The following is a 13,866-nucleotide window of genomic DNA, read 5'->3' on the forward strand; positions in this document are numbered from 1 at the left end:
CCAATAAGAATCTGCAAAGGTGGGAGCCCGAACAATTAGATACTTGTACAAATATCGAAAATGTTCCACGTGGAACACTGATGTCCGTACGAATGTCATTGCATCCAGTGTGCTTTACAGCCGATCCAGCGGACTTTGTACCCCACTGGCACCCCGTTGCAGCACGTGGGTGTAAATCATGGTCGTACTGATATCAGAATGACCCAGCAACTCCTGCACGGTTTGAATGTCGTAACCTGCTTCCAGTAAATGAGTTGCGAACGAATGCCGAAAAGTGTGGCACGACACTTTTTTGGTTATTGTGGATGAATCGACCGCCAGCTTGACTGCTTTCTGCAACGAAGTTTCGTGAATGTGGTGCCTTCCGAAAACACCCGGTTTCTGCGGATCGCTGCTGATTCTGGGCGAAGGAAACAGATATTGCCACTTCAATTCCCCACCTGCGTTGGGGTATTGCTCTGCCAGTGCTGATGGCAGGGAAACAAATCCGTGACCTGCTGCCAGATCCTCTTCATGGAGTCGTTGAACCTTGTAAATCTGCTCATTCAGACGATCGTACAGTTTTTCTGGCAAAGGCACCACGCGGTCTTTGTCACCTTTTCCGCCACGCACCAGAATCTGCCGGCGTTGAAAGTCGATGTCGTTCACCCGCAGCCGACAACATTCTAACACTCGCATGCCTGTACCATAAAGCAATTCTGCTGCCAGTTTCTGTTCGGGATGAATTCTGTCTATTAATCGCCTCACTTCGCCAATGCTAAGCACCACCGGCAGCTTCATTGTGCGTTGTGCCCGCAGTGCATGGATTGGGGACAATTCGATCTTCAGAACCTTCTGATAAAGAAACAGGATTGCCGAATATGCCTGATTCTGGGTACTGGCAGAAGCCTGCCGTTCCCCAGCCAGATTGCGGAGAAACGCTTCGATTTCTGCCACCCCCATTGTCGATGGGTGCTTCTTTTGATGGAATTTGATGAACTGGATAATCCAATCGATGTAGGCTTTCTCGGTGCGATGAGAATATTTTAATAGGCGACAGGTCTCCCGCACCCGATCAAGGAGTTTGGGCGGCTTTGCAACGGACATTTCCTCATCCCACGGCGAAAAATTCTGTAAATGATTGTAAAAATGACAATTTTTTGCTTGTGAGACTTCTGGCGATAGGCTAGCATGCAAACTGTCGTCTGTGTGGACGATGGTGGGTTAGAAAGAGTATAGCCCAGAAATAACAGAATTGCAAGCGAATTAGATGGCAAGTAAATCTATTGAATAATTCCTTGGCGAGTACTGGTCGTGTCGTTGACGTACTTCAAAGTCGCACCTGGTATTTGTCTTGCAAAAGTACTGTTAGTTATTTCCAAAGTTTTTCCCATACATGAGATTACAGATGAGCGACGAGTTGAAGCGACTTCGCACGGCACTAGCCGAGATCGCCAAAGTGGCTATTGCAGCGAGCACTGACGAGGATGAAGGTGACACAAACGACCCCACACAGGAAAAGCTCACATGCACACCCAAGTCAGTTCCCAAGAACATGCAAGTGAAGGCTGCGAGGCACGCAGTGGAGATCAACCCATTCAACCAACCTGAATTAGGTCCACTCCACATGGCTGCCCCGGAGTTGGAAGTGACGGAGATGTTTATCTCTGTCTTGACCACCAAATATTGGGGAGTAACCCCGCGTACTCTGACGGTCAGTTTCATGGAGACTACCCCGTCCGATCTGCGTCGGCGGATCATTAGCCACTTGAACGCCTGGACTCGAACCGGTTGTATCCGCTTTGCAGAGACCAGTGGCGTCGGCGAAGTTCGGATCTCTCGCGGCAACGGTGGGTACTACTCTTACCTTGGCACTGACATACTGCTGATCCCACGGAACCGTCAGACCATGAATCTGCAGGGGTTCACGATGAATACCCCCGAGTCAGAGTTCAAGCGAGTTATCCGGCACGAGGCTGGGCACACCCTTGGCTTTCCACATGAGCACATGCGTCGGGCGCTGGTAGCGAAGATTGACCCGGAGAAGGCGTACGCATACTTCCTCCGTACACAAGGCTGGTCAAGGACACAAGTCGATCAGCAGGTTCTTACTCCACTCAACGAGCGGTCGCTGATGGCCACCCCAGCAGATCAGACCTCCATCATGTGCTACCAGCTTCCCGGTTCGATCACCCGAGATGGAATGCCTATCCTTGGAGGGGTGGATATTAACAAGAGGGACTATGACTTCGTTGGTCAAATATATCCGAAGCCTGCGAGTGGTATCTTCGCTGACATGAGCGAAGATAGTACTGACGATTGGGAATCAGAGGAACTTGCGTAGTATCACCCGCAAATTAAGTAATGGAAAAATTATCTGATCTTCACTAACCTTGGGGAGCAGATTTTCCACAAACCTAATTCAGTGTTACATTTGGCTGGAAAAAAACTCTTGAAAGTTGAAATTAATGGGGCTTGCAGTTGAGCATGTACTAAATGTGATAGCCGCATGCACCCTAACCAGCGATTGGAGCACGAATCGAATACCCCGCTAGGTTCAATGATAGTGAAAATGGTGATGGCCATCGCAGGGACCTGTCGCAAGCTGCACAACCAACGATTCAAAAAGGAGTGACACTTAATGTCAACAAACGTTGAAACGGCTGAACCAGTATCGAATCCCTCTGTGCTACCTCCTTGGCAGATGCAAGTCGTCGGCCTTGCTGCGGTGCTGGTGGCGACAGTGCTCATCTTCTGGGCCGCTTCGTCACCTGCACACTTCGAGTTACCTATAGCCCAGTTTTTTGCGTGTGTTGGAATTGCCCTCTACTTGGCGATTTTTTTCTACGTATTCTGGCCGCAGCGTAAACTAGAAGCGAAAATCAAGCCTTTCTTTGCCACCAAGGAATTCCGCGTTGCTGGTCCGATAGTCCTTTTCTTCATGGCCCTCGGCATCATCTGGACCGTAATCCCAAAACCCGAACGCGTGTATGCCCAGATCTTTGCCCCCGACGAATTCGTTGGGTACAACATACTTACATCTGTCGAGCGTAAAGACAAGAAGCCCTTGACCTACCACTTGATCCAAAGCCGTGTAGACCCAATCAAGCTTGAAGGGATATATGTAGAATTCCCACCTGGGGAGAATACGATCGAAGCAGTTTTCACTCACCACAACAAACGCGTGACAACGTATTTCACGCGGGGAAACGGGCAATTCGGAACTGAAGGAGAAAAACCATGACACGTACTTGTTTGCATTTCGTGATCGTCATCGCCGTATTGGGCTTCAGCCTACAACCAAGTCGAAGCAGCGGAGCGGATAAGGAGTCGCAGGAACTCCGCATTCTTGCTGCGTCAGCCTTAGCGGACGCGAGAAAGGATTCGAAATTTGGGAATGACTTTAAAGATGTTGATGTTCGGAGGGCCTTTAAGAACGGCAATGTCGTCGCTGTGGTGCTGCAGATTAACTATCGTGGTGAAGAGATACGGCAGATCATTGTCTCCATAATCTACAACGAGAACACTAAGGTAAACCACCTAAAGACCCTCCCTGCGGACGACCCCGACGCGAAATTGATTAAGAAACTTCTTGGGCTGTAGGGTGGAAACTGCGGACGCCAAAAAATGCAATCTGCATGACAAACAAGAGTGAATGGATTTTTCTGCTCATCTTGGCTTGGTGTAGGCATGTTAGCTCTCCCCAGCCTACAACTGTGTGCAAGACTAAGAGTGACGGCCGCAGGCGGCATAAGTAAGCGATTGGAGCAGGAATCGCTTCGTATTCACTCCGCGACTCTGCTTAATCGCGGACCCGTTCTTCAACTTGAGAACTACTGAGCATGGCAAATCAGCTTTCAGAATTTGGTGAAACTGCTAAGGGGCTTTCTCGCAATCCTCTCGGGATCATCGCACTTTTTATTGTCCTCGTTTACGGGTTTGCCTGCTTGGTTGTAGGAGTTGGCAAGACCGAGCCCTGTGAGCGATCGCCACTCATTTGGTTCTTAGTAATATTTCCGGTGATGGTGCTCGGGGTATTCGCGTGGCTCGTAAGCCGCCATCACAAAAAACTGTATGCGCCAACTGACTACAAAGATGAGACGCACTTTGTTGCGACAATCAATCCTGATCTGAATCTGCTCCAAGTCGCAAAACGTCAACCTGAGATTCCTAATGTCGGGTTCGAGGCTACGTTATCTAGCGTTGAGAAGAATGTCGCGGACGTAAATCCGGATCGTGCCGAGGAACGGTCCGCGTTATACAATCAGTGCCGGGGCCTGTTTGTAACGCATGTCCTCTATCCTTCTAAGGATGCAACCATGGAATTTGACATCTTTATCTATTTGATACGGCACAAGTCAACTGATTTCGACGACATTGCCGAAGTGGACTTCTTCTTTGGGCATTATTGGGGCAACCGCATATTCAAGGCGACCAAGATTCGCGGGCTATTCGGTGTTAGGACTTCAGCATATGGAGCCTTCCTTTGCACTTGCCGTGTGAAAATGAAGGACGGCACAACTTTATCTCTCCATAGATACATTGACTTCGAGATGGGCCGGGCTGTCGCAGCCAAGACTGCCTAGCAGTTGCAGTGGACCTGGGCGGCGTCAAGTCTCTTGTGATTGAGTGTAACCGGTCATCCGGGCAGGTTGGGTAACGGATTCGACAAATTGGGCTGTAAAAAAATGGGTCTTTCTGTGATGAGAGGTTTTCCACCACCTAGTCAACACAGGAGACCCAATAATGATTATCTCAGATTCATCTTTCGCAATCAACCCCAACTTCCTGGCTGACCAACTCGATCAGCTCTTACCAGAAGTAAAGCGTGCTGTACGAGAACGCATATCGATTCGTGATTTCGAGCAATTCGTTCAGCAACTGGTTGCCCAAATTGGTGCTTCAGTAATCTCGCTTTATCTGGAGATGCAAGGCACTGGCGATCTGGGAGAAACGATTACGACTGAGGAAGGAGAAACGTTTTATCGAAGCGACGAACCACGACAACGAACCATTCGCACCATCTTTGGCGTGCATCAGTTTCGCCAATATGTTTATGGCAGAAATCTCGACCGCAAGACCGATTTCTATCCTGTTGATGTGGCCATTCAAATGCCAGAAGGCAAGTATTCCCTTTGGTTCCGAGAGATCATTCATCACCTTTGTGTGAACGACTCTTATCAGCAGGTGTCTGACTTGATTCAGCTGATTTTCGGGCAACAGATTCCGGTCGACAGTCTGGAACGGATTACGAATAATCTGAGTAAACCTGCAGAGCAATTTCTGAATCAGATACCGATTCCAGCACCAGAAGAAGAGGGAAAGATTCTGGTGGTGAGTGCGGATGGCAAGGGGGTGCCGATGGTTCGCCAAACGAAACCATTCCCAGCATTCGAGAAACGTTCGTATCCTGGCAATCGGCGTATGGCAACGCTGGCTACTGTGTATTCCGTGGATGAATATGTGCGAGCACCCGAAGAGATTATTGCATCACTGTTTCGAGAAAACATGGAACATCCGCAAAAGCGTCCGCACCCGGTGGGCAAAGTAGTTGCGGGATTTTTGTCTCAATGTGATGAAGAAAGCGTGCTGATCAAGGGCACGCACCGGGCAACTGTCTGGGCAGCGGAGCAGGTCGAACGTCGCCACCAGACGAACCAGCCGTTGGTGCGACTGATGGATGGTCAGATCAGTTTGTGGGACGCTTCCGATGTCAATTTCGATTCATACGAGACCATTGATATTCTGGATATCATTCACGTTGCCAGTTATGTGTGGGATGCTGCGAAAGTTTTTGGGTCCCACCGTGAGTACCAGGAAGCATTTGCCCGGGATCGTCTGTTACGAATTCTGAAGGGTGATGTGAAGGGAGTGATCTCCGGTATGCGTCAGATGGCAAAGAAACAGCAGATGAAAGGGGAACGGTTGAAGAAAATCAATCAGGTCTGCAACTACCTTGAAAGGAATAGCCAACGCATGCGGTATGACACCTATTTGCAACAGGGACTACCAATTGCCACAGGGGTCATTGAAGGAGCTTGTCGCCATCTGGTGATGGATCGGATGTGCCGGACGGGCATGCGATGGACAACCAAAGGAGCACAGGCGATGCTGCACGCCCGAGCCATCCATCAGGCTTGTAAAACCACCGATTTTCATACTTACCTGGCTAACCAGGAATACCAAAGAACAGCTCAATACCGCAAACTGCTAAACTTACCTCACCTACCACCACTGCCCGGATGACCGGTTACACTCCTTGTGATTTGGGTGTGGGTTGGGCCTCAATCGCGGTCCGCGATTGAGCGTATAGTAAAGGTGACGGCTGCAGGCGGACTATGTGAGCGATTGGAGCAGGAATCGCTTCGTATCCACTTTCGCGATTCTGCTCAATTGCGGACCAAGCTATTTCACAGTAAAAATATGCTATACAACTTATCTAAAAACACATACCGTATTCTCCATAGCATGTTACGGAATCGAGACATGCTGTTAATGCCAACATTGTTTGTTTTTAGTGTTGCAGCTGTTGCTTCGATCCTACCATTAGCAAGGAGCCGAACCGAGAAGGGATTGTTTAGCAGCGAGTCTACAATTCTCTTAGTTCTTACTTTATTGCTACCGGTTGTCGCAACAACGATGGTCTTTATAATTCGCTTCCTTTCAGGAACCTCTGATCGCGTTCATCAAATGCGAGAACCGTGGAGGTGGGATGATGAAACTATTCAAGAACAAGTGGCCTCACTTCGTAATACTGTTCAACTCTTGGATGAGGGTAACAGAGAGTCGATCATAGGAGATATAAAGCATCGCATCTCCGAGACTGCGACCGAAGAATTTTTAGCCGAATTAAAAGTACAAGTTCGAGATGCAGACTATAGGAAAAGCATTGCGGATCGTTCGGAATCTTCGCTGAAACGCATATATCTTGAAATAGACGCGCTAGGCAGACGCGGGACGCTGAATCTTTCGATCGGCGTTATTATGGCACTCATTGGCGTGACGTTGCTCGGCTATATCGTGTTGAATGGAACTAAGGAACTCTCCAGTTCATATTCTTCCCTAGCCACGCATTTTTTTCCCCGGTTTACCGTCGTCATTCTGATTGAACTATTTTCATTTTTCTTTCTGCGTCTTTACAAGTCCAGCCTTGATGAGATCAAGTACTTTCAAAACGAGGCAACTAATTTAGAGATGCGTTTTACTGCGTTGGACGCTGTATTGCACTTTGGCGATAAGCCTCTTCGGGCGAAAGTGATAGATTCTTTATTACAAACAGACCGTAATCCAATGTTGCCTACCGGGTTGTCTACCCGAGAACTCGAATCGATGAAACAGTTAGACATGAAGATGCGGTTTACGCCAGAACACATTGTAGATTTACTGCGTGCCTCAAGATCCGAAATAACAATGGGTTGCAACGGAGCGGGAGCCCCATACGTTTTGGCCGTGGAGGAACTCTCATGCCCGGCCGCTTAAGGCAGCCTCGATTGAGCATATACTAGAGGCGACGGCCGCAAGCGGCCTAAGTGAGCGATTGGAGCAGGAATCGCTTCGCATTCACTATACACTCCGCGACTCTGCTCAATCGCGGTAACCCATTCCGTACTTGCTCGCCACATGTAGGCTCCCGCTTAGAACCATTCTTTTTTGCCGACGATCGTTTCCCGATAAAACTGCTTTGGTGGTTTCACCAGGTACAGGATCCCTTCAACAAAAGAAAGAACACTGGTCATGCCACAGGTAAACAGATTCATCAAAATGTGCAGCACGCCTGCCATCGGAAAGCCCAGGTAGAACTTGTGGATGCCAAAAATACCCACCGTGATGGCCAGAATGCCTGCCACCATTTTGGTATTGTTCACTTCGGCTTCGTTGTAGCCCGGAAGATATTCATCTTCGTCTTCGAATCGCCTGCGTGATCGGGGTCTGCGTTGTTCCGGATAGTAATCGTCTTCCTCTGCCCGCCTGCGACGTGGCCCACGGTCGCGGGATTCGGTGCGGTCCGGTTCGTAGTCAAATCTCGGGCGTTCCTCTTCCCGACGTGCGGGAAAAAGCCCCGAAATTGTGCGGGCTTCCACCCAGTCTTCCATTCCTTCCTGCCAGACCAGATCACGACGCATTAATTGGCCTTTTTCCGCCAACTGCTGTAATTCTGCTTGGGATACCGGGCCAAACCGGTCTTCACCGTCGCTGTAAAACCAAGTCTGAGACAATGTTCTACTCCTTTTACGCACCCCATGGAACTTTCCTGGGTGCGAAATCTGGTCCGGAAGGTAATTCGTACAGACGTGCGTTTCATTTCGTTAATAATTTGTAAAATAGCAAAAATATTCCATTTTGTAACTTTTCATGACTGCACCGACAGTAAATCAGCCCACAAAAATGAAAAAATGGCACTGGTTTCTCATTTTCGTGCTCGTGGGGTATTTTTCTACCGGTCTGGTGCAGATTCAGCCCGAAGAGCGTGGCGTGGTGCGTCGCTTTGGCAAAATAGTGGCCCACCCTGGACCGGGTTTGTGGATCGGCTGGCCATACGGCATTGATCGCGTCGATCGGATTCGGGTGGCCTCTGTCCAACGCACGCACGTGGGCTATTTTCCGGAAGAATTGGACAGTAATCCCGTGGGGCAATTGTTGACAGGCGACCAGAATCTGGTCAATCTGCAGGTAGCAGTGGATTATTCGGTAGGTAAAGAGACCCGCGACTGGGAACGATTTCTGGTGCACCAGAACCAGGTGGAAGCGATTATTCAGCAAACAACCATGGCGATCCTTTCCCACTGGACCAGCACAAAAAATATTGATGACATCCTTTTGCGTGGCAATCTGGAAATCCCCGCTGCGTTAACGGTGCAGTTGCAGCAAGTGCTTGCAGCACAAGAACTTGGGATCGAAATTCTGCAGTCGAGTGTGGTATATCTTGCCCCACCTGAAGAGGTGCGGAGTGCCTTCGATGCCGTCAACCAGGCACAGACGCAGGCACGTGCGATTGAACAACGGGCTGAAGAAGAAGCAGCACGCAGACGGCAGGAAGCATTTTCGCAGGCGGACCAGTTGGAACAGCAGGCAACGGCAAATGCCACCAACGTGGTGACGATTGCCAACGCCGAAGCGGCCCGTTTTGAGGCACGCCGAGTGCGGTACCAGGAACTTTTGGTGAAGAATCCCCAGATTCTGGAATCGATCTGGTGGGATGAAATGGGCCGCACCTGGGCCGCGTTTCAAAAAAACGGCAAGGTTGACCTGCTGGATAACTATCTGGGCCCAGATGGCCTGGATCTGTTACAATTTGCACCCGGAAAAAAGTAGGCACGAATATTAATTAGTTTTCATTCATTTTCTTGCAGGAACCACCTGTGATTGAAGGCCACGACTACACCATTTACAGTAACGGTCCCAGTGGGCGTTCCCGAATGTATGCCCTGATTGCACTGATAACGGCCTTTATTACGCCACTTGCCCAGCATGGTGCGTTAATAGTTCTGCGAAAATACTGGGGCGATGATTGGGATATGGCGGAAACCGCACTTCTTTTTGGTGGGTTTACCGCACTGATTCTGTTTGGGGTGTTGATTAATCTGTTCGATGGATATCTTTGGCGCACACGACTTGGCAGGTGGATGTTCCGCTTCGCGGGCTTAAATTATCCACCGAACATGAATGGAACCTACCACGGCGAAATTGAATTACACACTTTCAGCAATTCAGAAAAAGTATTTCGCACGGCATATTCCATGAAAGTATCCCAGACGTGGGAGCAGATCAGTTTGTTAATTGAACGAATGTCAGAGCAAAGTGGAAAAGTGGTGGTCCACAGTGATATGGCCAGTATTCGTTTAGGAATGCTTCACGATGTGGTTACCTTGAGATTCGTCTATACATTTGAGGAAGATCTCCCACGTCGGGAAGGTGGGGGAATGATGTCCCGCCAGTTTTCCGGTGCTGCAAAGTTTGATTTTCGAATGGAACAGGGTTTGTGGCACGTTCGAGGGCACTTTTTTGATGATATCGGCCAGTCTGGTGAGATTACACTGGTACAGGATCAACCTGCACTGTCCACAAAGTGATTGATTAAGGGCGAAACTGGTTTAATTCCATTCGCAAATTTCCCTGAATTCGCTCTAACGATTGGCTGATTGTTCGATAGTTGGGTTTGCCTTCGGCTTCCAGTTCCTGTGCTTTGCGGAACCAGGTTAACGCCGTGGTGCGACTTCCCTTTTTCAGATTTGTCAAACCAAGATAATAGTAAAAGCGGGCGTCTGGCATGTTTTCCGCTGCCACTTTGAATTGTGCTTCTGCAGCATCAAATTTATCGTCGAAGTATAATTGCAGACCCGTTCCATAGGCACGTAACGCCCGCGTGGGTGACCCACCTGGAAGGGAACTGGTGGTGCCACTGGAAGCCAGTTCCGGGTTATCACGGAGAATCCGTTCCAGAATCCCTTCATAACCTTTTGGTTCTACTTGCAGTTTTTTCATCCCCAGGGAGTATTCTGCTAACGCTTCGGCTGGTTTACCCAATTTCGAAAGAAGTTCTGCTTTAATCAGGTGGCCCAGATATTCCTTGCGGGCAATCAGTTCATCAGCCAGCTTCAAGGCCTCTGCAAATTGTGGATCGGTTGCAGTGGGATCCAGCAGCACCACTAAAAAGGTAGTGAGTGCCTCGAGAGGAATTTTGTTGCTCGATACCCCACCGATCGTGGGTGCCGAAGTGGGTTCCGGTGGGCTCAACTTGCGACGCAGAATGTTCGCACGACCCAGCATTGCCCGGCGTGCGAGATCGCCTGCGGATACTTTTTTCAGCACTTCGCGGTAGAAGCGATCCGCATCGTCCAGTTTGCCAGTCGTTTCTGCCACCATCCCAAGGATGAGGTTGCCTTCCGCTTCCGCACCCAGTGCAATCAGGTCCTGACCATCTTTTGCAGCCAATGCGGTGTCACTGCGGCAAGCCAGGTAGGCCCGCTGTTGCAGAATCTGAATGTAGGTGGCTTTCTCTTTTTCAGGGTCCACCTTGCTCAATTCATCATTCAACTGTTTGAGAATCGCCCCAGGTTCATTCGATTTTGCCAGCACCAGGGCATTTTTCAGCCGGGCAGTCTCTGCGGTGCTCTCAGCCAGCTGAATAGTCAATTTATCAGAGGCAGTTTTCATCACCTGCAACTCTTCCAGTTGTTGTTTCGCCAGTTTTTCGGCAACTTGAAGTTGTTTCAGATAAGTATCCTGATCATCCTTTCGGCTCTTTTCTGCTTCTGCGAGTTTAACCATCGTCTGTTCGAGCGATTTTTTCAGAGTGTCTGCAGCAGTTTTGGCATCCATCGCCTGCTTCTGCGCTTCCATGGCGGTTTTCGCAGCAGTCAGCAGAGACTCCTTCAGTTTGCCTTCATTCGCACTCAGTGTGGCGATTTCTTTCTGCAGAGATGTCAATGAATCGCGGTTTTTCACCAATTCTGCCCGCATCGCCTCATCACCACCGGTATTCTTGATGGCATCATCAATCGCCTTGATCAGTGCGGTAGTATCATCTTTCTTGGTCAGGAATTTGGCCTTTTCCAGACGATCTGCAACCGCAACCAGCGTGGCTTCTGTCGTTTTGCGGGTCTTTTCAGATTCTTCCAGTTGTTTTTTGGCATCGGCAGACAGCTTTTTGGCTGCATCCAGATCGCGGTTCATTGCGGTAAGGTCGGCGGTGGAAGCCAGCAACTTGGCCATCAGATCCTTTTCGACTTTCATCGCCGAGTCTGCCACGGTCTTCGCTGCTGTCAGTTTGGTATTCAGATCCTTTTCCACGGTCATTGCTTTTTCCAATGCCGTTTGAGTTTCGGTCAATTTGGCGGTCAGATCTTTTTCAATTTTGGCCGCGTTATCCGCAGCCATTTTGGCATCTGCTAAGAACTTGGGTAGTTGTTCCGCTTTCGTGGGATCCAGTCCTGCCGTTTTGACGGCATTATTGAAGATGGCCAACTTGGTTTCCGCATCTTTCTGTGCCACCATCAAAGATTTTTCCAACGTCTCCACCTGCGTGCGGGCAGAAGTCAGATCGGTGGCCAGTTTCATCTGTTCCATCATTGACTTTTTGGCAACCTGCTGAGCGTCATTCAATTCCGTCATCGCTGCCAGCAATTGCATCTGTGCGGCCATCAGATCATTGCGTAATTTTCCAGCAGCAGTCTGCGCATCGACCTGTTGTTGTTGCAACTGGGCAAGTGCCGCTGGCAAATCGGCTGTATCTTTGATCCCTGCAGCAGCCAGCAGTTTTTTCACCGGTGCTTCTAATTGATTGGGGCCGGTCGATTTTTTCGCCTGGTCAAGTTGCAGTCGAAGATCCTGCAGTTCTTTGGCTCGTTCCGCAAGTACAGTATCATCCGTACGATCCTGGTTTGGGATGAATCCATTCAGATAGACAGCAGCGAAACCACCTGCACCCAGCAGCAGACCCAGCATGGTACCAATCAGAATCCCTTTCTTGTTGGAATTCGTTCGATGCACTTTCGTGCTCGTGTGGCGATCTGACTGGGCAGGGCGAGCACGGTGGGCGTGAAGATCACTGCCCAGATCGTGGTCACTGACTGGCTGACGATAAATCAGTGAAGTCCCACCGGTATTTTCACTTTCGGGAATTGCCAGATCGATCACACTTTCGGGTGGTTGAGCCCCACCGTCGAGCCCCATGTCAAAGTGGGATTCGTTCAGACTGGAACGGGAAGTCAAATCGACCGATGAAGACTCCACAATCATCGCTTTTCGAGCAGCTTCGTCGATCACTTCTTTCGGAATCTGGAAGCTGCCCGAATCGGTGATGGACGAAACCTGACGAGCTTCCGCAAGAATATCGACCGCATCATCAGACGAAATGGGCTCCATCGAACGGGATTCCATTTCAAAATCACTGGATGAAGGCGGCATGTCGGGCAGATTGTCTGGAATACCCACTGGGAAGAGAGTATCTTCCACTGAAGGTGGGCGTGAGTGGCTGGAGCTGCCATTATTCGCCCCCACACTATGGCCAAAATCGAGCACATTACTGCTTGGGCCACTCTGGTGGGCAGACATATCGGGACTGGAATTCAAGAGCACATCGATGATGGAAGATTTCGTGCCCGTGTTGTCCGGTTCAAAACTCTGTTCGACACCACCCAGATCCAGCTCTTCGGGATCATGTTCGTCCAGTGGTCTGCGGGAATCAAATCGAACTGCAGAACCACCAGTATCCGATTCTGGTGTAATGTCGGGCAGATACGCTTCCAGATCGTAATCCGCCTGCGAATCACTGCTGGTGGGCATCTTTCCCTGATCGTTGAAGATCGAGTCTGGTGTTACTGGTTTAATGATCTGGGGCATTGTCCCCATGCGGTCATCGTCTTCATCTAGGTGAGAGTCCAGTGGCACATCCAAGGTTAAATGTTCGAATGTGGGGAGATCGGCATAGCTGAAGCTTTCACTCGGCGGCTCAATCTGTTCTGCAGGAAACACTTCTTCCATTGACGGAGCAGGTCGTGTGGGGCCTTCATCATCAACAGAATCAGGTGAAAAACTGGGATCAGAAGGTTCCTGACGCATCGCATCCAGTTCTTCCTGATTCAGCGTCGCCCGCTCGCGGCGGATAATTTCGGACCAGCTCGTCATCGATTGCGAATCGAGTGATTCCGGGAATTCATCCAGCGGAATCACGCCGGACGCACCCTCATGAATGTTGGCCACCTGACCGAAATCGATAAACGGCTCATCATTGAGATCGTCTTCCACCGGCTCTGCCGCAGGAATCATCCCCTCCGGAATAGCATCTTCATGAGTAGCATCTTCGTGCAGGTCATCGTGGTGCTGTTCATTTGGATCACGTTCTGGCATGGCTCTTTCTCTTGCAGATTCGAATGTCGTACGTCGTTA

11 protein-coding genes are annotated in these 13,866 nt (G+C 49.7%); 8 read left to right on the top strand and 3 right to left on the bottom strand.

The features are described from left to right. Window positions 1–114: 114 nt before the first annotated feature. Window positions 115–1,086: an integron integrase gene (locus R3B84_00430; protein MEZ6139010.1), complete on the bottom strand. Its 972-nt coding sequence runs from the start codon at window positions 1,084–1,086 to the stop codon at window positions 115–117. A 301-nt stretch (window positions 1,087–1,387) separates the two neighbouring features. On the opposite strand from R3B84_00430, the gene R3B84_00435 reads away from it, so the two are divergent. The 6 genes from R3B84_00435 to R3B84_00460 all read left to right on the top strand — a co-directional run bounded on the left by R3B84_00435 (window position 1,388) and on the right by R3B84_00460 (window position 7,458). Then, window positions 1,388–2,323 carry a M12 family metallopeptidase gene (locus R3B84_00435; GenBank protein ID MEZ6139011.1) on the top strand — a complete coding sequence of 312 codons (936 nt, stop codon included), beginning with the start codon at window positions 1,388–1,390 and terminating at the stop codon, window positions 2,321–2,323. Window positions 2,324–2,620: 297 nt separating this feature from the next. After that, window positions 2,621–3,223 carry a hypothetical protein gene (locus tag R3B84_00440; protein ID MEZ6139012.1) on the top strand — a complete coding sequence of 201 codons (603 nt, stop codon included), beginning with the start codon at window positions 2,621–2,623 and terminating at the stop codon, window positions 3,221–3,223. Beyond that, window positions 3,220–3,582 carry a hypothetical protein gene (locus R3B84_00445; protein MEZ6139013.1) on the top strand — a complete coding sequence of 121 codons (363 nt, stop codon included), beginning with the start codon at window positions 3,220–3,222 and terminating at the stop codon, window positions 3,580–3,582. The genes R3B84_00440 and R3B84_00445 overlap by 4 nt, the downstream gene beginning before the upstream one ends. A 239-nt stretch (window positions 3,583–3,821) precedes the next feature. After that, window positions 3,822–4,565, top strand: a complete 744-nt coding sequence (locus tag R3B84_00450; GenBank protein ID MEZ6139014.1) for a pYEATS domain-containing protein — start codon at window positions 3,822–3,824, stop codon at window positions 4,563–4,565. 160 nt (window positions 4,566–4,725) lie between these two features. Then, on the top strand, window positions 4,726–6,225 hold the full coding sequence (locus R3B84_00455; GenBank protein ID MEZ6139015.1) for an ISKra4 family transposase: 1,500 nt from the start codon (window positions 4,726–4,728) through the stop codon (window positions 6,223–6,225). Between the two features lie 240 nt (window positions 6,226–6,465). Beyond that, on the top strand, window positions 6,466–7,458 hold the full coding sequence (locus R3B84_00460; GenBank protein MEZ6139016.1) for a hypothetical protein: 993 nt from the start codon (window positions 6,466–6,468) through the stop codon (window positions 7,456–7,458). A gap of 155 nt (window positions 7,459–7,613) precedes the next feature. Here R3B84_00460 and R3B84_00465 read toward each other — a convergent pair whose 3' ends face one another. Beyond that, the gene (locus tag R3B84_00465) at window positions 7,614–8,195 is read right to left on the bottom strand and encodes a GYF domain-containing protein (protein MEZ6139017.1); all 582 of its coding nucleotides are present in this window, start codon (window positions 8,193–8,195) and stop codon (window positions 7,614–7,616) included. Between the two features lie 136 nt (window positions 8,196–8,331). Here R3B84_00465 and R3B84_00470 point away from each other — a divergent pair, with 136 nt between their 5' ends. Both R3B84_00470 and R3B84_00475 read left to right on the top strand, forming a co-directional pair. After that, window positions 8,332–9,291: an SPFH domain-containing protein gene (locus tag R3B84_00470; protein ID MEZ6139018.1), complete on the top strand. Its 960-nt coding sequence runs from the start codon at window positions 8,332–8,334 to the stop codon at window positions 9,289–9,291. A gap of 47 nt (window positions 9,292–9,338) precedes the next feature. Further along, on the top strand, window positions 9,339–10,049 hold the full coding sequence (locus R3B84_00475) for a hypothetical protein (GenBank protein MEZ6139019.1): 711 nt from the start codon (window positions 9,339–9,341) through the stop codon (window positions 10,047–10,049). A gap of 4 nt (window positions 10,050–10,053) precedes the next feature. Here R3B84_00475 and R3B84_00480 read toward each other — a convergent pair whose 3' ends face one another. Beyond that, window positions 10,054–13,827, bottom strand: a complete 3,774-nt coding sequence (locus R3B84_00480; GenBank protein ID MEZ6139020.1) for a hypothetical protein — start codon at window positions 13,825–13,827, stop codon at window positions 10,054–10,056. Between the last annotated feature and the right edge of the window lie 39 nt (window positions 13,828–13,866).

It is taken from the genome of Zavarzinella sp., from assembly GCA_041399155.1.
Taxonomy (GTDB): domain Bacteria; phylum Planctomycetota; class Planctomycetia; order Gemmatales; family Gemmataceae; genus JAWKTI01.